This window comes from Deinococcus piscis (assembly GCF_014653275.1).
Taxonomy (GTDB): Bacteria; Deinococcota; Deinococci; order Deinococcales; family Deinococcaceae; genus Deinococcus; species Deinococcus piscis.
Genome location: NZ_BNAL01000001.1, coordinates 94,539 through 115,048, shown reverse-complemented (window position 1 = coordinate 115,048; position 20,510 = coordinate 94,539). Strand labels below are relative to the sequence as shown.

The following is a 20,510-nucleotide window of genomic DNA, read 5'->3' as shown; positions in this document are numbered from 1 at the left end:
TTACAGTCCTGTGGGCTGGTGAATGAACTGCCAGGGCAGCCCGAATTCTTCTTCGATTTTGGCGGCCAGGGCACGCACGCCGAAGACTTCGGTTTCGTAGTGACCGGCAAATACGGCATTCAGACCGTATTCAAAGGCGTCGTGGAAGTATTTGTGCTCCGGCTCGCCGGTCAGCAAGGTATCCAGGCCCATGCGGGCGGCTTCGGGAATCAGGCCCGCACCCTCGCCCGAATTGATGCCGATGCGGTGTACAAACGGGTGGCTGCCCGAGTGAACCAGGCAGATTTCGCCGGTCAGCTTCTGAATGCGGTCCGCGAAGTCCTGCAAGTCCAGCTCGCGGGGCAGAGTCCCGGCCAGGCCGTATCGGCGTCCGCCGTATTCGCCAAAGTCCTCCAGGTCTTCCAGGCCCAGGGCGCGGGCGATCATCGCGTTGTTGCCCACTTCGCGGTGGTAGTCGAGCGGCAGGTGCGAAGCGTAGAGGCTCAGTCCGGCGTCCAGCGCTGCTTTGACCCGGCGGCCATGTGGCCCCGTCACGGCCAGTGGCTTGCCCCAGAACAGGCCGTGATGCACCAGCAGCAGGTCTGCGCCTGCATCGGCGGCGGCCTGAATAGAGCGCAGGCTGCTGTCCACGCTGGCGGCAATACGGGTCACGCGGTCTTTGCCCTCAATTTGCAGGCCGTTGAGGCTGACGTCGCTAAAGGCGTCGGTGTCCAGGTACTCGTTCAGCCAGCGCACCAGTTCGTCGCGGGGGACGCCGACCTCGGCGCGTGCAGGAGCAGCAGTGTTGGGGTTGGAAGCAGTCATGGGTCTCAGTGTAGTAGGTCGCCCTGACAGGCGGGGCGGCGGCGCTCACGCTCTTCGGGCAGCTCACTTCCTGCTGCTGACATGAGGCTGACATGAGCTTGACATGAGGCTGACGGGTGAGGCTCAGGCTTGACCTATGAAAAAGATGTTGACTCTTGGCCTGACCCTCCTTGCTGCTGCGGGTGCTTCCGCTTCCGCTCAGACCATCACCGGCGCGGGCGCTTCGTTCCCAAACCCCCTGTACTCCAAGATGTTCGCTGAGTACAAAAAGCAGACCGGCGTGACCGTGAACTATCAGTCGGTGGGCTCCGGCGCAGGCCAAAAGCAGATCATCAACCGCACCGTGGACTTTGGGGCAAGTGACAACCCCATGACCAACGACATGATGAAGCCCGCTCCTGCAGCGCTGCTGCACGTGCCCACCGCTATCGGCGCTGTGGTGCCCGCATTCAACGTGCCCGGCGTGAGCAGCATGAAGCTGACCGGCGAAACCCTGGCGGGCATCTACCTGGGCAGCATCAAAAAGTGGAACGACCCCAAGATTGCTGCTCTGAACCCCGGTGCCAAGCTGCCCGGCCTGCCCATCACCCCCGTGCGCCGCTCTGACTCCTCGGGCACCACCTATGTGTTCACCGACTACCTGAGCGCCGTGAACCCCACCTTCAAGAGCAAAGTGGGACGTGGCAACTCGGTGAAGTGGCCTGTGGGCAGCGCCGCCAAAGGCAATGACGGGGTGGCCGGTGCCGTCAAGAACACCCCCGGTGCCATCGGTTACGTGGAGCTGGCCTACGCCAAGCAGAACAAGCTGCCCTTTGCCCAGCTGAAGAACAAGGCCGGCAACTGGATCACCGCCGACAACGGCCCCGCTTCGGCTGCCGCTGCTGGCGTGGTGATTCCCAGCGACACCCGTGTCAGCATTGTGAACTCGGGCAACGCGCAGGCTTGGCCCATCGCCAGCTTTACCTATGTCATCTTCTACAAAGAGCAGAAGTACGGCAGCCGCACCGAAGCCCAGGGCAAGAACCTCAAGAACCTGCTGTGGTGGATGACCCACGATGGCCAGAAGTTCAATGAGGGCCTGGACTACGCCAAGCTGCCCGCCGGCATGATGCCCAAAGTGGAAAAAGTCATCAAGAGCATGACCTACGGCGGCAAAGCCCTCTGATCCCCTGCTAGCCTGCTCAAGTCCTCATGCGTGCTGGCCCAGTTCCCTCGGTGGAGCTGGGCCTTTGACTGCATCTGAACATCTGCATAGGAAAGCGGCCCCCTTTCCCAGTGTGTCTGGGTGAGGGGGGCCGCTCAGTGTTGAATCAGAAGGCTTACCAGCGAGGATTCAGACCGAAATCGTAGGGCAGAGCAAACTGGATGTAGGTATGACGGTCATTGCCGAGGGCTGGGAGCGTCACTGTAGGCTTGACCTGTTCCAGACCGCCCGGGACAGAACCTCCCTGCACGTACAGGTATTCGCCTCGGCTGACCAACCCGTCCACCCACACTTCATGGAGCGACTGGCTCAGGCGCTGTGTTCGGGTGACCCCCGACGACAGATGGCCTGCAGCCACCATATTTCCGGTGCTCGCCACAAAGCGGCCATCGCTCCTGAGCTGGAGATGCTCGAAGGGGAGCAGGTCAGGATTTTCGCTGCGCAGTTCGGCGAGGGGCAGCTCGGCATTCTGAAGTGGAGTGCCGTCCGCGCCAAAGGTCAGCAAGAAGGACTTCTCCGGCTCAGTCGGCGTGCCCTCGGCGCTGTGGGTCACGCGCTTGGAAGTGACCAGCAGGCCGACCCCATTCTCGTGAGCAGCAAGGTCACGCAGGCCCACCGCCTGATCCGTATCCCAGAACACCTGCCACTCCACCTGTCCGCCGCGCAACTTGGTCACGCCAGCCACCGAGGGGCAGACTTCCACGCAGTCCTGTTCGTAGGAGGTAAAGGTGGCCACATAGATACTGCCGTCGGGCGCGGTATCCATTTCGCTGCCGGTGTAGTTGTCGGCGTACTGCCTGGGCGGGAGCAGCGTGGTGGTATGGTCGACTTCTACATTGTCCCAGGCGTGGTGCGAAAGCTCATAGACTCGCGTGCCAATCGGGGCCGTAAAGGAACCGTAGAAATTCCACTTGTGAGGCGTCGACACCACAGTTCCTTGCTGACCGGCCCGCATCTCCGTGGCAGGAGTCAGAAACAGCGCCGGATGGTACGGTCCGTCCACATTGGTCGTGCGGGGTTCCAGCGCTGCATTCATCAGCCGGACCTCGGTGTTCATGGGGGCCATAGGATTCAGCATGGACGAGCTGTCACCGTAAGCATTCATCACATAGAGGTCTTGATCCGGCGCATCTTCCGTGGCTACAGCCCAGGTTCCCCCGTACACTTCCTCCCCGGGTTGGAGGTCAATCTCGGGCTTGGGGACGGTGTAATGCCGCTGGGCAAGCAACTCTCCCGTGGCAGCGTGCTTCCTGAGCACAAAGTCAGAAGACTGACCGTAGCGACTGGCGGCAATGTTGGGCATGGTAACTTCGCCCTGCGGTCCCACGGCGACCCGTCCACCCATGTCATACGACTGGTGGGCGGGGACCGGGCCATTCCAGCGGGGCAGGGTGGCCTGGCCCTGCTGGAGTGGTGTCAGGGCTTGTGGAGCCAGGGACAAGATCTTTGCGGCGGGCAAATGGATACGCCGGGCAGCTGGACCTTCACCCAGGACCATCATCTGTTCCTGTGGCGCTCTGGACGCTGGGGGAGGATTGGGAGTGGGTGGTGTCTGGCCGCAGCTGACGGCCAGCAGGGACAGCGAGAGTACCGCAAACGGGATTCTGGGCATCTGATTGTTCTCCTGATTCTCCCAAGCGGGCTTCAGCGCGCCGGGGTATGGGGAGGCCGGGCCGATGGATGACACCGGCACAGGCTTACCAGCGCGGGTTCAGGTCAAAGTCGTAGGGCAGAACGAACCGTTCGGACTCATAGCCAGCGGGCTCAGGCAGGGTGGGCAGCGGCACAGAGGGCTGCTCTTTGGCCAGGTCGCCCAGATCGGCTGCGCCCTGAACATACAAGTACTCGCCCCGGCTCAGCAGGTGTTGCACTTCCAAGCCAGAAAAGGCGTCAGCCAGCATCTGCGTGCGGCGGATGCCCTGGGTCACATGACCAGCAGTCAAGGTCTGCGCGGCTCCCACCACAAAGCGGCCATCGGCCTTGAGTTGGAGCTGGCGGTAGGCCACGGGGAAGCCTGCGCTGTCGCTGCTCTCGGGAAGAGTCAACTGCTGAAGGGGCTTGCCATCAGCGCTGAAGGTCAGCAGCACACTGCTCTCGGCGTGCACCTCGTCCGCACTGGAACCCGCACCGGAGCGGGCGGAGGTAATCAGCAGGCCAACGCCGTTCTCGTGGGCAGAGACGTCTTCAACTGCGACAGGCTCCGCCGAATCCCAGAACACCTGCCACTCTACTTGTCCGCCGCGCAGCTTGGTCACTCCGGCCACCGAGGGGCAAGTCCGCGCACACTGCTGCTTAGTGGAAGTGAAGGTGGCCACGTAGATACTGCCGTCCGGGGCCGTGTCCATCTGGCTGCTGGTGTAGTTGTTCGCGTACTGCGCTGGCGGCAGAAGCACGTTCATTTCGTTCAGCTCTACGTTGTCCCAGGCGTGGTGCGACAGCTCGTAGATACGGGTGCCCTGAGGCGCTTTCTGGGGGGCAGAGGGATTCCAGGGACGGGGCGTAGCGACCACAATGCCCTGCTGTCCTGCGCGCACTTCGGTACTAGAAGAAACCAGCAACGGCAGGTGATAAGGACCGTCCACATTGGTCGTGCGGGGCTGCAGGGCCGAGTTCATCAGGCGAAATTCGGCCTGAACTGGGCCGCGTGCAGGGTCCGGGTACAGACTCCGGGCGTTGCCGTAGACATTCATCACATACAGTTCTTGGTCGGGGGCGTCCTCGGTGCTGGTGACCCAGGTCTGCGCGTAGGGGCCCGTGCCCGCAGGCGCACCGTTGGGGCTGACTGTGTACTGGTGATGAGCCAGGGCCTGACCATTTGCCGCGTAGCGGTGAAGCTGGAAGCTCCCGCCCTTATCGTCGGCTGCGGACACGGTCAGCTCGCCCTGCGGTCCGACCGCAGCTCGCTCAGTCCGGTACATGCTGTGCTGCATAGGAATAGGCCCCATCCAGTGCCCTACCGAGCTGGCCTTTAGCCCAGCCGGATTCAGGGCGGTGGGTGACGCGGCCAGAGGCTTGGCTCCAGGCAGCGCAATACGCTGGGAGACTGAACTTTGACCCAGAACCGTCACCACCTCTGCAGCAGGCGCGGCCTCAGCTTTGGGGGGGGTGGGCATGTTGCCGCATCCAACCATCAGCAGGGTAAGGGAAACCAGGGACAGGGCTCTTGACATATCTCCTCCACAGAGAAATTAAGGACTGCGCCAAAGGCGGCAGTGGGGGGGTGCTACTCACGGCGAGCAGGACGGGCGGGCAACCTCACAATCTCATCTTAAACGGAAAATGAAAACTTACAAGAATATTAAAGTTTTCAGAGTGAAGGAGTGAGATTCCGTGCAGCACACCCTCGTGCCCACATCATGACGGGTTGCTGGTGGCCAAGTGGAGTTCACGGTTGCATGAGTTCTTAATTTTTGCGGGGTCATGTCCGGCGTTATCGGCTGCCGTCTCCTACTGAACTGATCCCTAGGAGGCCACGACTGAGGCAGGCGTGTTGGCAGGGGAGAGTGGCGACTGACTCTCCAGTACAGCCCTACGGCGCACCCATCTACGGCGCACCCATATCTGCTGCTGAGCTGACTTTCAGCTGACAAAACGCCATTCAACTGAGATGGATGCAGCAGTCTGCCCCCCGTCACGCCTTTTTCTCCACCCCCCAAGGAAGTGAGCCATGAGCCAAGCCACCAAACGCCCCCCTGGGCGTGGCCTGAGCAGCCGCAGTGATGATGTGTTCCGCACGGTCATCATCGGGCTGTCGCTGGTTATCGCCCTGATTTTCATTCTCAGCATCTACCAGCTGGCGACCGTCTCCTGGCCGACACTGAGCACCTTCGGGCTGGACTTTTACACCGGCCGCACCTGGGACCCGGTCAATGATGTGTACGGCGCATTCTCCATGATCATCGGCACGCTGGTGACCAGCCTCATCGCGCTGGCGATCAGTGTGCCGCTGGCGATCGCCAGTGCGCTATTTATCGCGGAGTATTCGCCCAAGTGGCTGGCGGGTCCGGTGGGCTACCTGATTGAACTGCTCGCCGCCGTGCCCAGCGTGGTGTACGGCCTGTGGGCGTTGGTGGTGATCGCCCCCAAGCTGGCCGAGTGGCAGCTGACCTATTTCACCGACCCAGCCAAGCTGGAAACCTACTCGGCCTGCCAGGAGCTGTGGCTTCAGGGCACATCCAGCTTTCAGTGCTTTTTCGTGCCCTCGGCGGCAGATGGACGCGGGTTGGCCCTCGCCACCCTGATCCTGACCGTGATGATTCTCCCCTACACCGCTTCAGTGGCCCGCGACGTGATCAACCTGGTGCCGCGTGACCAGCGCGAAGCGATGTACGCCCTGGGCGCGACCAAATGGGAAGTGATTTCCAAAGCAGTGCTGCCCTACGCCCGCGCTGGCATCATGGGCGGAGTGCTGCTGGCCCTGGGCCGCGCCCTGGGCGAAACGCTGGCCGTGGCCATGGTGATCGGTGACAGTCAGGCCCCGCTGACCAGTCTGTGGCAGAACTTCTCCACCATGGCATCGGTAATCGCCAACCAGTTCGGGGACGCCCAGCAGGAACTGCACCGCTCCAGCGTGCTGGCCCTGGGCCTGACCCTGTTCTTCATGTCGGTGATCGTAAACGTACTGGCCCGTATTGTCATCAAGCGGCTGACTCCGGAGGGAATCAAATGAGCGCTGTTCGTCAAGACGTGGTGGCCTTGCGGCGCAGTGCCCCTGCCATCAGCCCCGCACGCCGCCTGACCAACGCCCTGATGGGTGGCCTGATCTCGCTGGGCACCCTGCTGGTGGTCGCGCCGCTGATCCTGATTTTCTACTATCTGCTGACCACTGGGCTTCAGGCGCTGAGCCCCGAGTTCTTCACCCAAACGCCTGCCCCTCTGGGCGAAACTGGCGGCGGCCTGAAAAACGCCATCATCGGCAGCATCACCATGCTGAGCATGGCGTCGGTGATCGGCATTCTGGTCGGTGTGGCCGGCGGCATTTTCCTCTCCGAATACCCCAAGCACCCGCTGATGCCTACCATCCGTATGCTCAGCGACGTACTGGCCGGAATTCCCGCCATCGTCATGGGCCTGGTGGTGTACGGCCTGCTGGTCCTGCGCTTTGGCTTTTCGGGCATGGCTGGGGCCATCGCGCTGGGCTTCCTGATGATTCCTATCGTGGTCCGCACCACCGAGGAAACCCTCAAGCTGGTGCCCCGCGCCACCCGTGAAGCGGGCCTCGCACTCGGCCTGCCGCGCTGGAAAGTGATCTTGCAAATCGTGCTGCCTGCGGCGGCGGGTGGCATCGTGACCGGCATCATGCTGGCGCTGGCCCGTGTGGCCGGAGAAGCGGCTCCACTGCTGTTCACCGCGTTTGGCAACAATACTGTGACCACCAACCTGACCGAGCCGATGAGTGCGCTGCCGGTTGAAATCTTCAAGCTGGCGACCAGTGCCTATGAAACGGACCGCCAGCTGGCTCAGGCCGCTTCGCTGGTGCTGATTCTGCTGATCCTGATCACCAGCCTGCTGGCCCGCTACTTCAGCAGCCCCCGCAAGTACCGCGCCAAGTAATTCTGCATCAAAGTCAGCCCACTTAACTTCAGGCCAAGAAGCCCGCGCCCTCATCCCCCTCAAGGAGCCTTGCCCATGACCCCCATCCTGGTAGCCAAAGACGTAGATATTTTTTACGGTGATTTTCACGCCATCAAAAAAGTCAGCCTGAATGCCGAAATTGGCACGGTGAATGCCCTGATTGGCCCTTCGGGCTGCGGCAAGACTACCTTCCTGCGCTCGCTGAACCGCATGCATGACCTGACCCCCGGAGCGCGGGTCGAGGGCACCATTCAGGTAGACGGTCAGGACATCTACGGACCTGGCGTAGACCCGGTGGCCATGCGGCGTCGTATCGGCATGGTGTTCCAAAAGCCCAACCCGTTCCCGACCATGAGCGTGCTCGACAACACCGTGGCAGGCCTGAAGCTGGCCGGCGTGCGCGACAAGAACCAGCTGATGGCCGTGGCCGAGCGCTCCCTGCGCGGCGCGGCGCTGTGGGACGAAGTCAAGGACCGGCTGCACATGCCCGGCATGGGCCTGTCGGGCGGTCAGCAGCAGCGCCTGTGTATTGCCCGTGCCCTGGCTGTGGAACCCGACGTGCTGCTGATGGATGAGCCGACCTCGGCCCTTGACCCGGCCAGCACTGCCAAGATCGAGGAGCTGATGAGCGAACTGAAAAAGGTCACCACCATCCTGATCGTGACCCACAACATGCAGCAAGCGGCCCGTATCAGCGACACCTGCTCGGTCTTCCTGAACGGCGACATGATCGAGCACGGTCCCACCGAGCAGATTTTTCAGCACCCGCAGGACAAGCGCACCGAAGACTACGTGTCGGGCCGCTTCGGCTAAGCCTGAGCTGGAGGGGGCAGACCGCTCTCAGCCCCAGGCCGTCTCCTGTCCTAGCCATCTATTGCTTTTCTTGACCCCGTTCCCAGACGGGGTCTTTTTTGATGTTTTCCCCCTAGACTGCACCTTAAGCTCACTCTGTTTCTACCTACTTTCCGAGCGACTTTTGCTGAACAGCTTCTGCTGCAGCTGCCAATTCGACTGCTTTCCGCCTTCGCTGGCCTTTTCAGGCACGATTTGTCCTAAGGAGTCCCTATGTCCAACCCCGTATTGCCTCAGCCATTGCCCCAGATCATTCAGGGCGGCATGGGCGTTGCCATTTCCGACTGGCGACTGGCCCGCGCCGTTGCTACCGCTGGACAGCTCGGTATTGTGTCGGGCACCGGCATTGACAGCCTGCTGACCCGCCGCCTGCAAGACGGCGACCCGGACGGCAGCACCCGCCGCGCCCTGGCGCAGTTCCCCAATCCTGAACTGGCCCAGCGGGCGCTGGACACCTATTTCCTGGAAGGTGGCCGCGCCGAAGGTCAGCCGTACAAGCGCGTGCCGCTGCCCAGCGTGGGCCGTTTGAATCCTGCCTGGGAGCTGGCGATTGTGGGCGGCTTCGTGGAGACCTGGCTGGCCAAGGAAGGCCACGCTGGGCAGGTGGGCATGAACCTGCTGACCAAACTCCAGATGCATACCATTCCGCCGCTGCTGGGCGCGATGCTCGCCGGGGTGGATTTCGTGATTATGGGGGCCGGCATCCCCCGCGATATTCCCGCCGTACTGGACAATTTCGCGCAGGGTCAGCCGGGCAGCATCCGCCTGGATGTCAAGGGAGAACCCACTGACCAGGCCACCCGCCTCACGCTGAACCCCGCTGACTATGGCCTGGACCTGGGCAGCCTGGGCCTGAGCGAGCTCAAGCGACCCAACTTTTTGCCCATCATCACGTCGCATGTGCTGGCGCAGACGCTGGCCCGCAAAGCGAGCGGCAGCGTTGAAGGCTTCGTGATTGAGGCTCCGACTGCGGGCGGCCACAATGCCCCCCCACGCGGCAAGATGCAGCTGGACGAACTGGGACAGCCTATTTATGGCGAGCGTGACCTGGCCGACTTGCAGCAGATGCGTGACCTGGGCCTGCCGTTCTGGCTGGCGGGCGGCAGCGGGAGCCCTGAAGGGTTTCAGCAGGCGCTGAGCGAGGGAGCCGCTGGCATTCAGGTGGGCACCCTGTTTGCCTACTGCACCGATTCGGGCATGGACGACGGCCTGCGCCGCGAAGCCCTGAGACAGATCAAGGACGGCGCGGGCCTGCGGACCGACCCCCTGGCCTCGCCCACCGGCTTTCCCTTTAAGGTGGTGCAGCTGAGCCACACCCTGGCGAATCCGCAGTTGTACGCCGAGCGCACCCGCATCTGCGACATTGGCTACCTGCGCGAAGCGTACTGGGAAGAGGGCGCAGGCAAAGACGGTCAGGGTAAGGTGGGCCTGCGCTGCGCTTCCGAGCCGATTGAGACCTACGTACGCAAGGGCGGCAGCCTGGAAGCCACCGTGGGCCGCAAGTGCCTGTGCAACGGCCTGATGGCCGACGCGGGTTTCCCACAGCTGCAAAAGGGCGGCGAGCTGGAAAAACCTCTGCTGACCAGCGGAGACGACGTGATCAAGCTGGCCCACTGGCAAGACCGCTTCACGGCGGCGGACGTGATTGGCTATCTGCTGGGGCAGTGGCGTCCTGTTGGGGAGGAGACCGCTACCGCAGCCCAAAGCGGTGACGCGCTGCCCCAGGTTCCCAGCATGGCGGGGCATCTCTAGCTTCCAGCGCTGGCCCCGGCTCCATACTCACCAGCGGCTTACTGCATGTATAAATTGCCCGTGTGCGGCGACATGCCGTAGGCCATTTCTTGCTGTGCTGGCCGGAGAGTGCTGCGGCTTCATCTTCTGTGCTGGCAAATAAATCTTTCGTTAAGCTTTCCCTCTTTTGCAGGAGGGCTGACCCTTGCTTGACGGCCAGTGAGCATATTCTGGTCAAATGTTGCCCGCCGCCCGTACAACGCTGCTGACTGCCGGTCTGCTCCGCATGATTTCTATTGCGCTTGAGCAGTTGCAGGCTGTCCGCACGGCTTCCGAGCGGGCCGAGTTCGCTGGACTTGCGGCCACGGCCAACCGTCTGGAAGCCGAAACTGACCGCCTGGAACGCGATATGGAAGAGCAGTGCTTGCAGGCGTTCGCTGGACATCAGAGCGGCGGCACGCCCGAGTTCTACCTAATGGTCTTCCGCAGCCTCACCCATCTGGAGCGGGTGGGCGACTACGCGTTCGGCGTGGCGTCCGAGCTGGAACGCCTGGCTCCGCGCACCCGCAGCGCCACGTTGCAGGATGTGCTGCCCATCACCACGCACCTGACCGAGATGTTGGAGCTGCTCGCCTACGCGATCACCGAGCGCGATATCGCCGCTGCCCGGCGGGTGCAGCGCATGGATTTCGAGGATGTGGACGCCCTTTATGAGCAGATGCTGCGCGCCAGCTTGACCCGCCTGCGTGAGCGTCCCGAAGACCATGAGATTGCGCTGGCGGCTGGCCGCATGGCCCGCAACCTGGAGCGGCTGGGAGACCATGTGGGTCATGTGGCCGCCCGCCTGGAGCGCTACTTGCGGTCTGAAGAAGGGCGGCCGCTGCGGCAAGCCAACTGATACCACTTGCGGCTGACTCACTCCACTCTGAGGGGTGAACTCCGGCCAGCAGAAGTGGCCGAACAGACGTACTGCGCGGCAGCCCACACCAACAAGCGGAGGCAGGCCCAGTTTGACTGGCAGGCCTGCCTCTCGCTTGTCGGTCACCGAGCGTGTCTGTCAGTCAATCATGGACTCGACGCGCTCTTTGAGGTCGCCGTTCTCGTCCATCATGCCGGTGCTATCTACCCCCCGGTCTGGAGTGCCGGGGCTGTCCTGGACCACGCCGCTGTCCCGCTGCGGGTAGCCGACCTGGCTGCCTTCGGGGTCACGGGGCTCTACGTCGTTCGGGCGAATCACTTCATCACTGGTATGTCCGGTCATAGGCCCAGCTTAGGACAGGAGCGGCGGGGGGCAGATGCGCTGCGGCTAAAGTGGCCTGAAGCTTCAGTCGGGCGGTGACCCTATATGCTGGTGGCCGTGCGCGTGTTTGCCCTGGCCGACCTTCACCTGTCTGCGGTCTCCCCCAAGCCGATGACAATTTTCGGCCCTGGCTGGGCGGAGCATCCGCAGGCTATTTTCACGCAGTGGCCGCAGGTGGTGACCGAAGAGGACCTGGTCCTGCTGCCCGGCGACCTGTCCTGGGCCATGACGCTGGATGACGCCCTGGTGGACCTGCGGCAAGTGGCCGAGCTGCCAGGGGAAAAGGTGATTTTGCGCGGTAACCATGATTACTGGTGGTCCAGCGTGTCCAAGCTGCGCGCACGGCTGCCAGAGCGGATGCACGCCGTTCAGAATGACGCCTTACGCTTTGGGCCGCCGGGGGCTGGGGTGGTGGTGTGCGGCACGCGGGGCTGGGACACACCCGGACACAACCCGCTTGACCCCCAGGACGAGAAGATTCTCAGCCGTGAGGCCGAGCGCCTGCGCCTGAGCCTGGGGGCAGCCCAGCGGCTGCGGCAGCCCGGCGACCACTTAATCGTGATGCTGCACTATCCACCCGCCAGCCCGCCTTTTCAGCCGAATGTGCTTACTCCGCTGCTGGCCGAATCCGGCGCGGATCAGATCGTGTTTGGTCATCTGCACGGCATCCCGCAGGAGCGCACTGTAGGCCAAGTCGGCGGTATCCCGGCCTGCTTGGTGGCGGCGGACGCGCTGAGCTTCTGGCCCCGGCTGTTGCTGGAGCTGTAGGGCTGCCCGCTTGCCCCCCCCGGTGCCCCCCAAGGGTAAACGCCGGTTCAGAATGCTTCAGCCTCGCGTCAACTTGGCGCACTACTCTGAGCGGCATGAACAAACTGCTTTCTGTGACCCTGCTGGCCGCCCTGAGCGGCGCTGCTTTTGCCCAAATGTCCGCTGGTGGCTCTAGCCCTGCTGACGCGACTGTGCCTGCACAGACGCCCGCCGGTCTGACGGCCCGCGCCTCGGTGGCCCGCTATACCAGCAGCCCGGTCAAGCTGACCCTCACCGTCTCGAACCAGACGGAACGTGAGCAGGAGCTCAGTGCCTCCCGTGACAACCGCCAGGACTGCGCTGCTGGCCCGATGGTCCGTGTACTGGAAGCCGGTAGCCGAAATGTGGTTTACCCGCCTGCGGGCAATGGCAACGCCATGCTGTGCGCCCAGGACCTGTTTGTGAAGACAGTGGCCGCAGGTGGCTCGGTACGTCTGGAACGCACCTTGGACCTGCCCGCCGGTGACTACATGATCGAAAGCTGGTTCAGCGGCAACGCGGCGGACGGCAAGGTCAAACTGCCCGCTGAGCCGGTGCGTGTGACCGTCTGGTAAAGCGGGCTCAGGGTGCCGCCCATCTATAAGGTGCCCTAAGCCCGGCATCAGCCCGGCAGTTTACTCTGCGTGACATGGACAAAGTGTCTTTTCTGACGTTGTTGGCCGCGCTGAGTAGTGCAGCCTGCGCTTCTGCCCAGGCTGCCCCCGCCGTGGTGGGCGCCACCGTCTCCGTTGCCACGGCGCCCGTGTGCCGCGAATTGGGCTGCCGCCTGCTGGGCAACCGGATAGACCGCAGCGGCCCCAGCAACCCGACGAACGTGTCCACCTACGTTCTGCCGCAGGGCCAGCGGCTGGAAGAGGTACGCCTGCACCTCCCTGGCAAGCCCGGTCACGGCCAGACTGTGCGGCTGCTCTATGACCGGGGCACCTCGGCCTACGGTGCAGTGAACGCGGCCAAGCTGGCCTCGGGGGGCGCTGGCCGGACGGTCACGGCGGCGCAGGTGCGGGGCTGCTGGAATGCGGGCGTCACCTCCGCCGGCTCGCCCCACGTCATCTCTCAGCGTGGTTTTAACGACCCGCTGGTGACCTGTGAGGTGAGCGGCGGCCGGCAGACCGTCACAGTCAGCATTGCGCTCTAGCAGGCTGCTGCCCCGGTCCCCGCGCTACTATTCTGAGTTATGGAACTCAAGGCGCAGCTCAAGCAAGCCGTTCAGCAAGCCGCACAGGGCATGGGCGCGGAACTGGACCCGGCCATTCAGGACACGCCCGCTGGCAAAAAGGGCGACTACGGCACGCCCGCTGCTTTTCAGATCGCCAAGCTGCTGGGCCGCAACCCCGCCGAGGTGGCGCAGGAGCTGGCCCGCAGCATTGAACTGCCCGCCGGAATCGCCCGTGTAGAAGCCGCCGGGCCTTTCCTGAACTTCTTTGTGGATGTGGCCGACTTCGTGCGCGGCGTGGTGGACAACCCTACCGCCATGCCGCAGCAAGAAGGCAAGGTGGTCATCGAGCACACCTCGGTCAATCCCAACAAGGAGCTGCATGTGGGGCACCTGCGCAACGTGGTGCTGGGCGACTCGCTGGCGCGCATCATGCGGGCGGCGGGACACACCGTAGAAGTCCAGAACTACATTGACGACACGGGCCGCCAAGCTGCCGAGTCACTGTTTGCACGCGACTTTTATGGCCTGAAGTGGGATGGGCAGGAGAAGTACGACCACTGGATGGGCAAAGGCTACGTGCGCCTGAATGCCGACCCCGCCAAGCCTGAGCAAGAAGATGGCATCCGCGCCGTGATGCACCGCCTGGAAGCGGGCGAGCTGCGCGCCGAGATTGAAAAGATCGTGCAGGCTCACCTGGACACCTGCTTCCGGCTGGGAGCCCGCTACGACCTGCTGAACTGGGAATCCGACGTGGTCGGCAGCGGTTTTTTGTCCAAGGCCATGAACATTCTGGAAGAGAGCCGCTACACTTCGCGTCCTACCGAGGGCAAATACGCTGGTGCGTTCGTGATGGACGTGTCCGAGTTCATGCCGGGTCTGGAAGAACCCAACGTGGTGCTGGTCCGCTCCGACGGCACGGCCATGTACGCGGCCAAGGACATCGGTTATCAGTTCTGGAAGTTCGGGCTGTTCGAGGGGATGAAATTCAAGCCCTTTGCCACCGATCCCGAAGGCAACGTGGTCTGGACCAGCGCCCCTGACGGTGAACCCGACACCGAGCGGCGCTTCGGTCACGCCGCCGAAGTCATCAACGTGATTGATTCGCGCCAGAACCACCCGCAGACGGTGGTGCGCTCGGCGCTGGGCGTGGCAGGCGAGGACGAGAAAAAGGAGCGCTCTATCCACCTGTCTTACGCCTTCGTGACACTGGAAGGTCAGACCATCAGCGGACGCAAGGGCATCGCGGTGGCCGCCGACGAGGCGATGGACGAAGCGGTGCAGCGCTCGCTCACGCTGCTGCAAGACATCAACCCCGAATTGGCCGCCCGTGAGGACGCCGCCGAAATCGCCCGCCGCATCGGAATCGGAGCCATCCGCTTCGCCATGCTCAAGGCCGAGCCGACCCGTCAGATTGACTTCCGCTGGGACTCGGCGCTGGCACTGACCGGCGACACTGCGCCGTATGTGCAGTATGCGGCGGTGCGGGCTGGCAATATTCTGCGCAAAGCTGAGGCTGAAGGCTACGCAGTAGACGGCACCGGGGCCGACTGGGCTGCCCTGCCCGACATGGATCTCACCCTGGCCAAGATGGTGGCGCGCTTGCCCGAAGTGGTGGAACAGGCCACCCGCATTCACTCGCCGCATGTGGTGGCGCAGTACGCCCTGGACCTGGCAACCTCGTTCAACGCCTGGTACAACGCCAAGGACAAGGCTGGCAAGCCTGCCACCAACGTGCTTCAGTCGCCTGAGGGCCTGCGTGAAGCTCGCCTGGCCCTGGTCGGGCGCGTGCGCCGCGCCTTTGAAGAAACGCTGGACCTGGTTGGAATTGAGGTTCCGGCGGCAATGTGATGCGGCTGATGCCGCGTCTGAAGGTCTAAGAGCCTAAGGATCTAGGGAATCTGAAACCTTAGACCTTTCGACTCTTAGACCTATTTTTTTAGACCTATTTCGGCTCAATCAGCCCGTAATGCCCGTCTTTGCGGCGGTACACCACACCGCAGCCGCCCGTGTCCATATTCTTGAACACGTAAAAGTCGTGCCCCAGCGCTTCCATCTGGAAAACAGCGTCCTGTGGGGTCATCGGGCGCATCTCGAAACGCTTTTGCCGCACGATTTCGGGCTGGAAGTCGGCTTCGTCGTCGCCACTCTCTACCGCCCGCTCGGCAGGGCCAGGCTCAGGTTGCGGAGCTCCTTCTTGGCGCTGTTTGAGGATGCGAGTTTTGAACTTGCGCAGCTGCCGCTCCAGCACATCGCTGGCTTTGTCTATGGCCGCGTACATGTCCGCGTGTGTCTCCTCGGCGCGGATAATCCCGTGTGGAACATTGATCTGCACCTCAACCCGGTTGCGCCGCGCCGCATTTTTGACGTCGCGCACCGTCAGGGTCACCCGCGCACTGGTGATGTCGCTGTTGAAGCGCTCCAAACGGGAAAGCTTCTCATCCACGTACTCGCGCAGGGGATCAGTGATCTCCACACCACGGCCAGACAGCTGAGCAATATTCACTAGATACCTCTTTTCATCAGCCACCCGCCCATGTGGGCACAGTGGTATGAGACACAGAAGACAGCTGCATGGTGGCTGAATAGATTCTGCTGCGGGGCCCGCCGGAGCGTGCCTATGCAGGGAAGAATTGTCTCTGTACCCCTACTCTAGCCAAGTGTCAGCGGACCGTCAGCCGTGGAGCTTACCGTAGGGCCCAAAGACTTGAGCTATGCTGTCTCTTGCTGCTCTACAGGCCACAGAGAATCACTGCCTGACAGGACTTTTTTTGCCATGACCAAAGTGGACCGCCAGGAACAGGAGACGCAGCGCCGCCGCCGCATCGCGCGCGCTGCCTTTGAGCTGTTTGCCCGCTCGGGGCTGGATGCCATCAGCGCGGCTGATATCGCGCAGGCTGCTTATGTCAGCCGCACCAATCTGTACCGCTACTATCCCAGCAAGCTGCATATGCTGCTGGCCCACTTCGAGGAAACGGTAGAGGAGACCCGGCAAGCGGCGCTGCGCCGGTTGGCCGAGGGCAAGTCGCCCCAGGCCATCTGGCAGGGGATGACCGCCCGTATGGCCGACCTGGGCGTGCGCTACCACCATCTGGTGGGCGCAGTCGCCTCAGCGGCGCTGGGGGGAGCGGGCCGCCAGAGTGCAGAGGCAGCCGCCGGGCAGAACGCCAGTGCCGCCCTGTCCAGCCGCGCTGCGGACGTGGCGGCCTTCGTCTCTCCGCATACCAGCCTCAGTGAGCTGGTGATGCCGGTGCTGCTGTCCATGCAGCAGCGCGGCGAACTGCGTGAAGGCATGGACCTGCGGGTCCTCAGCGATCTCCTGGTGGATTCGTGTCTGCTCGCCTTGCTGCAAGGCCAGCACCTGACCCCCGAGGAAGTGCAGCGTGACTGGCAAGACCGGCTAGAGCTGCTGCTGCACGGTGCCCTGCGTGAAGGGCAGCAGCTGGTGTGGGAACTGCCAGCGCGGCGGGCAGAAGAAGGCCAGGGAGCTGAAGACTAGAGCAGTGCTCCGCTGCGCAGCACCACACACCTAACGTGATGTAGGACCAGGGCAGTCACCCGCTGAGGGCAGCCCGTCGTTACTTCTTTCCTGGCATTTGGCTGGAGGTCTGCGGAAGTTCACGCGGTCCTTTGGGGGCCGACAGAAGCAGGGTGGCTCCCAGCACCAGTCCTGCACCCAGCAGCGCCAGCAGCCCCGGCTTTTCTCCAAATAGGGCCAGCGCCAGTAGGCTGGCAATGACCGGCTCCAAACTGGCGATGACGCTGGTCTGGGTGGCGCTTAGCCGCGCCAGGCCCATGCTGTAGAGCAAGTAGGCCAGGTAAGTGGACAGGAGCGCAATCCCCCCCAGGGCCGCCCAGGCGACCAGGGATTTGGGCGAAAAATCGGTCAGGGGCAGCAGCCCCAGAGCACCGATGGGCAGGGCGACAGCATACAGCGCTGCCGACGAGTACCGCCCAAAAAACAGCTTGCCGTATAAGTAGCTCAGGCTGTAGCTGAAGCCGCTGAGCAGCCCCCAGGTGAGCGCAGCGGGCGTGACCTGAATATTTTCGCCTCCGCCCAGCGAAATCAGGGCAATGCCGCCCAGTGTCAGTGCGACTGCGCCCAGCTCGCGCAGGCCGGTGGGTTCGCGCAGCAGCAACCAGCCCCACAGCGCCACAAAGGCTGGGGCGGTATACAGCAGTACGCTGGCCAGGCTGGCCCCAGCCGCCTGCACAGCCAGCTGATAGGCCGCATAAAAAAGGCTGACCCCCACGATGCCAAATAGTCCGGTCCAGAGCAGGTCACGTCCCCGTGGAACAGTTTGCCGCGTGACCCCGGCGTGCAGCCCAAACAGAACGCCGCCCAGCACGGCCCGCCAAAAGGCCACTTCTAGCGGCGAAATACCTGCCCCCTGCGCATACTTGCCAAAAATACCCAGCAGGCCCCACAGGCAGGCGGCCAGCACGACACATACGGTGGCGGGCAGCGCGAAGTGGGCCAGCGAGGAGCGCGGTACGGTGGGCAACGTCATGCATAAGTATGTGAAACGCAACCACATTTGTGAAGGCCAATTTGGGCCGTTAAAGTTCCAATGTGTGCAGGCCGCCTCCATCGCTTGTGGAGGCGGCACGGAGCCTTGATTTCTAAACGGCACCTTGAAGTCTGAACCCCCAATGAATGGACCGATGGAGGCATCCAGCGAATATGCGTGTCCCACGCCAGAGCAGAGTTTTGCAAGAAATGAGCCACTCCATGAGAATCCTGATGAGATTTGAATCTGAGGCGAAAGATTAGCCTAGCCTAAAACGTATAGGCACCGTATAGGTGCATAGAAATGGGCAATTCCCCAAACTATTAAGGACGGGTAAAAGAAAGGCACGTACACTCGTTACTTGATGAAAGCACTACGCACCCTGCTGCTCTCGACTGCCGCTGTCCTCGCTACCACTGCTTCTGCTGGTACTTACACCGTCAAGGCGGGCGACACCCTGTACAAGATCGCTCAGGCGCACGGCATGGGCACCCAGCAGCTGATGCAGGCCAATGGCCTGAACTCCACCACCATTGAGATCGGACAGAGCCTCCAGGTCACTGGTGAAGCCCGCAGTGTTGGTCCTGCCGTGAACGCTGCCAGCACTGGTAGCGCCACTGTCCGTACGGCTGCCAGCCGCTTCCTGGGCATTCCCTACCGCCTGGGTGGAAACGGGAGCGGCAGCATTGACTGCTCGGCCTATACCCAGCTGGTTCTGCGTAACATGGGCGTCAACATTCCCCGCACCACCGCCAGCCAGTGGAGGACCGGCTACGCGGTGAACAGCCGCAACCTGCGCGCTGGCGACCTAGTGTTCTTCAACACCACGGGCCGGGGTGTCAGCCACGTAGGCATCTATCTGGGCAATGACCAGATGGCCAACGCCAATTCCTACTATGGCCGCTCGATGGTGGAGCGTATGTTTGGCAACAGCTACTGGGCCAACCGCTACATGGGCGCTCGCCGCGTTCTGTAACATTCGCATCACCATCTCAGCTGCTGCTTCCTGGGTGCGGGAAGCAGCAGCTTTTTGTTGATATGTGCGCTGGCCTTTGTGGCCCGCTGGGCGGCTGTGCTGTGAACGTCGCCGCAGGCTTGCAGCGCAGGCCAGAGGGAAGTTCAGAACAGAGGAGACTGTCCCTCAGGTGGGGTGGCCGGAACGGGGAAAGGCCGCTCACCACGCAGCACGCCCGCCACTTCCTGAATATCGGCCCAGGTCAGGCTCTTGGGACCACCCTTGACGCGGGTATCGTTGCGCAGCAGGTACGCCGGGTGGAACATCGGCATCAGGGCGGCCATAGCGCCGCTGGGGAGCCGGTAGGGGTGCCACTGTCCCCGCAGGCGCGTGATGCCCTGCGCTGTGCCCAGCAGGTGCCGGGTGGGGGTGTTGCCCATCGTCACGATGACTTTGGGCCGCAGCAGCGCCAGCTGGCGGTCCAGCCACAGCTCGGTGCAGGTCTGGATTTCGGGCGGGGTAGGGGCGCGGTTGGCTGGGGGCCGACACTTGACGATGTTGGTGATGTAGGTGTCGTGGCGCTCCAGGCCGACGCCTGCCAGGATGCGGTCTAGCAGTTGGCCTGCCCGGCCCACGAAGGGTCGTCCGGTGCGGTCCTCATCGCCGCCGGGGCCTTCTCCGATAATCAGCAGGTCGGCAGCCGGGTTGCCGTCAGACACCACCACCTGCAAGCAGCCAGCCCGCAGTGGACAGGCGTGGCAGCCCTTGTTTTCACGTTCCAGCTCGTCCAGGGCGCGCAGGTCCGGTGCCCACAGGTCAGCGCGTTCGGGGGTCGTCATGCGCCCCAGCCTAGCCCAACCCAGCCGGTACAGCCTGGCGTAGCTGACACAGTGCGCCCCCACCCTGGGCCAGAGTCCGTCAGTGTCCACACTGTGACTCGCATTGTGACCCTTCTGCGCGGCATAGTAGGGCCGGTGCCGAGCGGACGCGTTCACAATTACATCAACATGGCCGCGTATGCCGTGCTGGGAGCCGGTGCAGTCTGGGCTTCCCGCGAGGGGCTGGTCACGCTGACCCAGGCGCAGACCCTGCACTTCTCGCTGGGCTTTCTGGCCGGGACCTTTTTGCTTTCGCCGGACCTGGACCTCTCGGAGCAGGGGGTCAACTCCAAGCGCAACTGGGGCTTTTTGGGTCCGCTGTGGGTGCCTTACGGCATGGTGTTCAGTCACCGGGGGCTGTCGCACACCTGGATTGTGGGACCGCTGACCCGGCTGGCCTACCTGGCCATTTTGGCGTTTGTGGTGGTGGGCGTGCTGCGGACCTTCTGGCCGGGCCTCCAGCTGCCTGCCCTGCCTGACCCGATTGAGTGGAAAGTGCTGCTGCCGGTCACAGCTGGATATTTCCTGAGCCAGTGGCTGCACCTGATCGCCGATGGCATTCGCCCTGACCACGGCCTGCGCCGCTCCCGGCGGCGACGCTAGAGGCTATCTGGAATGGAGACGGACATATCTCTCCGATGTTCCGGGCAGACCGAGGAGACACGGACACCACTCGGTTCGTCCTATTTTATTTTGCGGCTAACTCTGGGGCCGCGTCAGCGCAGGCTACCCGCAAAAACC

20 protein-coding genes are annotated in these 20,510 nt (G+C 63.0%); 13 read left to right on the top strand and 7 right to left on the bottom strand.

Translation table 11 applies throughout. The features are described 5' to 3' along the window. Complete coding sequence (locus IE158_RS00550; protein WP_189641711.1) at nucleotides 1-804, bottom strand: Nif3-like dinuclear metal center hexameric protein; 804 nt, start codon at nucleotides 802-804, stop codon at nucleotides 1-3. Between the two features lie 136 nt (nucleotides 805-940). Here IE158_RS00550 and pstS point away from each other — a divergent pair, with 136 nt between their 5' ends. After that, nucleotides 941-1,969, top strand: a complete 1,029-nt coding sequence (gene pstS, locus IE158_RS00545; protein ID WP_189641710.1) for a phosphate ABC transporter substrate-binding protein PstS — start codon at nucleotides 941-943, stop codon at nucleotides 1,967-1,969. A gap of 154 nt (nucleotides 1,970-2,123) precedes the next feature. Here pstS and IE158_RS00540 read toward each other — a convergent pair whose 3' ends face one another. Together IE158_RS00540 and IE158_RS00535 are read right to left on the bottom strand one after the other, a co-directional pair. Then, complete coding sequence (locus IE158_RS00540; protein ID WP_189641709.1) at nucleotides 2,124-3,620, bottom strand: hypothetical protein; 1,497 nt, start codon at nucleotides 3,618-3,620, stop codon at nucleotides 2,124-2,126. A gap of 85 nt (nucleotides 3,621-3,705) precedes the next feature. Next, nucleotides 3,706-5,121 (bottom strand): hypothetical protein, encoded by a 1,416-nt coding sequence (locus IE158_RS00535; RefSeq protein WP_229838799.1) that lies wholly within the window; start codon nucleotides 5,119-5,121, stop codon nucleotides 3,706-3,708. A gap of 554 nt (nucleotides 5,122-5,675) precedes the next feature. On the opposite strand from IE158_RS00535, the gene pstC reads away from it, so the two are divergent. The 5 genes from pstC to IE158_RS00510 all read left to right on the top strand — a co-directional run bounded on the left by pstC (nucleotide 5,676) and on the right by IE158_RS00510 (nucleotide 11,063). Further along, nucleotides 5,676-6,677 (top strand): phosphate ABC transporter permease subunit PstC, encoded by a 1,002-nt coding sequence (gene pstC / locus IE158_RS00530; protein ID WP_189641707.1) that lies wholly within the window; start codon nucleotides 5,676-5,678, stop codon nucleotides 6,675-6,677. After that, nucleotides 6,674-7,561 carry a phosphate ABC transporter permease PstA gene (pstA, locus tag IE158_RS00525; RefSeq protein WP_189641706.1) on the top strand — a complete coding sequence of 296 codons (888 nt, stop codon included), beginning with the start codon at nucleotides 6,674-6,676 and terminating at the stop codon, nucleotides 7,559-7,561. The genes pstC and pstA overlap by 4 nt, the downstream gene beginning before the upstream one ends. Nucleotides 7,562-7,636: 75 nt before the next feature. After that, nucleotides 7,637-8,395 carry a phosphate ABC transporter ATP-binding protein PstB gene (pstB, locus tag IE158_RS00520; protein WP_189641705.1) on the top strand — a complete coding sequence of 253 codons (759 nt, stop codon included), beginning with the start codon at nucleotides 7,637-7,639 and terminating at the stop codon, nucleotides 8,393-8,395. 252 nt (nucleotides 8,396-8,647) lie between these two features. Continuing rightward, nucleotides 8,648-10,186, top strand: coding sequence for a beta/alpha barrel domain-containing protein (locus IE158_RS00515; protein ID WP_189641704.1), 1,539 nt, complete (start codon nucleotides 8,648-8,650; stop codon nucleotides 10,184-10,186). 217 nt (nucleotides 10,187-10,403) lie between these two features. Then, nucleotides 10,404-11,063, top strand: a complete 660-nt coding sequence (locus IE158_RS00510) for a phosphate signaling complex PhoU family protein (RefSeq protein WP_189641703.1) — start codon at nucleotides 10,404-10,406, stop codon at nucleotides 11,061-11,063. 159 nt (nucleotides 11,064-11,222) lie between these two features. Here IE158_RS00510 and IE158_RS00505 read toward each other — a convergent pair whose 3' ends face one another. Further along, nucleotides 11,223-11,426 carry a hypothetical protein gene (locus tag IE158_RS00505; RefSeq protein WP_189641702.1) on the bottom strand — a complete coding sequence of 68 codons (204 nt, stop codon included), beginning with the start codon at nucleotides 11,424-11,426 and terminating at the stop codon, nucleotides 11,223-11,225. A 96-nt stretch (nucleotides 11,427-11,522) separates the two neighbouring features. Here IE158_RS00505 and IE158_RS00500 point away from each other — a divergent pair, with 96 nt between their 5' ends. From IE158_RS00500 to IE158_RS00485, 4 genes are all read left to right on the top strand, one after another. Continuing rightward, a complete protein-coding gene (locus IE158_RS00500) occupies nucleotides 11,523-12,233 on the top strand; it encodes a metallophosphoesterase (RefSeq protein WP_189641787.1) in 711 nt (236 codons plus the stop codon). Between the two features lie 95 nt (nucleotides 12,234-12,328). After that, nucleotides 12,329-12,826, top strand: coding sequence for a hypothetical protein (locus tag IE158_RS00495; RefSeq protein ID WP_189641701.1), 498 nt, complete (start codon nucleotides 12,329-12,331; stop codon nucleotides 12,824-12,826). Between the two features lie 74 nt (nucleotides 12,827-12,900). Continuing rightward, nucleotides 12,901-13,407 carry a hypothetical protein gene (locus tag IE158_RS00490; protein ID WP_189641700.1) on the top strand — a complete coding sequence of 169 codons (507 nt, stop codon included), beginning with the start codon at nucleotides 12,901-12,903 and terminating at the stop codon, nucleotides 13,405-13,407. A 39-nt stretch (nucleotides 13,408-13,446) separates the two neighbouring features. Further along, entirely contained in the window at nucleotides 13,447-15,276 is a 1,830-nt protein-coding gene (locus IE158_RS00485; RefSeq protein WP_189641699.1) for an arginine--tRNA ligase, read from the top strand. A 94-nt stretch (nucleotides 15,277-15,370) separates the two neighbouring features. Here the strand turns inward: IE158_RS00485 and hpf are convergent, their stop codons facing one another. Further along, nucleotides 15,371-15,931 carry a ribosome hibernation-promoting factor, HPF/YfiA family gene (gene hpf / locus IE158_RS00480; protein ID WP_189641698.1) on the bottom strand — a complete coding sequence of 187 codons (561 nt, stop codon included), beginning with the start codon at nucleotides 15,929-15,931 and terminating at the stop codon, nucleotides 15,371-15,373. A gap of 270 nt (nucleotides 15,932-16,201) precedes the next feature. On the opposite strand from hpf, the gene IE158_RS00475 reads away from it, so the two are divergent. Then, the gene (locus tag IE158_RS00475; RefSeq protein ID WP_189641697.1) at nucleotides 16,202-16,924 is read left to right on the top strand and encodes a TetR/AcrR family transcriptional regulator; all 723 of its coding nucleotides are present in this window, start codon (nucleotides 16,202-16,204) and stop codon (nucleotides 16,922-16,924) included. A gap of 79 nt (nucleotides 16,925-17,003) precedes the next feature. On the opposite strand, the gene IE158_RS00470 is transcribed toward IE158_RS00475, so the two are convergent. Beyond that, nucleotides 17,004-17,936 carry a DMT family transporter gene (locus IE158_RS00470; protein WP_189641696.1) on the bottom strand — a complete coding sequence of 311 codons (933 nt, stop codon included), beginning with the start codon at nucleotides 17,934-17,936 and terminating at the stop codon, nucleotides 17,004-17,006. Nucleotides 17,937-18,300: 364 nt separating this feature from the next. Between IE158_RS00470 and IE158_RS00465 the strand changes: the two genes are divergently transcribed. Further along, nucleotides 18,301-18,912, top strand: coding sequence for a C40 family peptidase (locus IE158_RS00465; protein ID WP_189641695.1), 612 nt, complete (start codon nucleotides 18,301-18,303; stop codon nucleotides 18,910-18,912). Nucleotides 18,913-19,055: 143 nt separating this feature from the next. On the opposite strand, the gene IE158_RS00460 is transcribed toward IE158_RS00465, so the two are convergent. Next, complete coding sequence (locus IE158_RS00460) at nucleotides 19,056-19,730, bottom strand: uracil-DNA glycosylase (RefSeq protein WP_189641694.1); 675 nt, start codon at nucleotides 19,728-19,730, stop codon at nucleotides 19,056-19,058. 105 nt (nucleotides 19,731-19,835) lie between these two features. On the opposite strand from IE158_RS00460, the gene IE158_RS00455 reads away from it, so the two are divergent. Next, nucleotides 19,836-20,372, top strand: coding sequence for a metal-binding protein (locus IE158_RS00455; protein ID WP_229838798.1), 537 nt, complete (start codon nucleotides 19,836-19,838; stop codon nucleotides 20,370-20,372). Nucleotides 20,373-20,510 lie beyond the last annotated feature (138 nt).

Coding starts and splice junctions, on each gene's coding strand:
- IE158_RS00490 (WP_189641700.1), top strand. CDS start 12,901: ATGGACAAAGTGTCTTTTCTGACGTTGTTGGCCGCGCTGAGTAGTGCA.
- pstS (WP_189641710.1), top strand. CDS start 941: ATGAAAAAGATGTTGACTCTTGGCCTGACCCTCCTTGCTGCTGCGGGT.
- IE158_RS00535 (WP_229838799.1), bottom strand. CDS start 5,121: ATGCCCACCCCCCCCAAAGCTGAGGCCGCGCCTGCTGCAGAGGTGGTG.
- pstC (WP_189641707.1), top strand. CDS start 5,676: ATGAGCCAAGCCACCAAACGCCCCCCTGGGCGTGGCCTGAGCAGCCGC.
- IE158_RS00465 (WP_189641695.1), top strand. CDS start 18,301: ATGAAAGCACTACGCACCCTGCTGCTCTCGACTGCCGCTGTCCTCGCT.
- IE158_RS00470 (WP_189641696.1), bottom strand. CDS start 17,936: ATGACGTTGCCCACCGTACCGCGCTCCTCGCTGGCCCACTTCGCGCTG.
- IE158_RS00505 (WP_189641702.1), bottom strand. CDS start 11,426: ATGACCGGACATACCAGTGATGAAGTGATTCGCCCGAACGACGTAGAG.
- pstA (WP_189641706.1), top strand. CDS start 6,674: ATGAGCGCTGTTCGTCAAGACGTGGTGGCCTTGCGGCGCAGTGCCCCT.
- IE158_RS00515 (WP_189641704.1), top strand. CDS start 8,648: ATGTCCAACCCCGTATTGCCTCAGCCATTGCCCCAGATCATTCAGGGC.
- IE158_RS00495 (WP_189641701.1), top strand. CDS start 12,329: ATGAACAAACTGCTTTCTGTGACCCTGCTGGCCGCCCTGAGCGGCGCT.
- IE158_RS00550 (WP_189641711.1), bottom strand. CDS start 804: ATGACTGCTTCCAACCCCAACACTGCTGCTCCTGCACGCGCCGAGGTC.
- IE158_RS00475 (WP_189641697.1), top strand. CDS start 16,202: ATGACCAAAGTGGACCGCCAGGAACAGGAGACGCAGCGCCGCCGCCGC.
- IE158_RS00460 (WP_189641694.1), bottom strand. CDS start 19,730: ATGACGACCCCCGAACGCGCTGACCTGTGGGCACCGGACCTGCGCGCC.
- IE158_RS00540 (WP_189641709.1), bottom strand. CDS start 3,620: ATGCCCAGAATCCCGTTTGCGGTACTCTCGCTGTCCCTGCTGGCCGTC.
- IE158_RS00485 (WP_189641699.1), top strand. CDS start 13,447: ATGGAACTCAAGGCGCAGCTCAAGCAAGCCGTTCAGCAAGCCGCACAG.
- pstB (WP_189641705.1), top strand. CDS start 7,637: ATGACCCCCATCCTGGTAGCCAAAGACGTAGATATTTTTTACGGTGAT.
- IE158_RS00510 (WP_189641703.1), top strand. CDS start 10,404: ATGTTGCCCGCCGCCCGTACAACGCTGCTGACTGCCGGTCTGCTCCGC.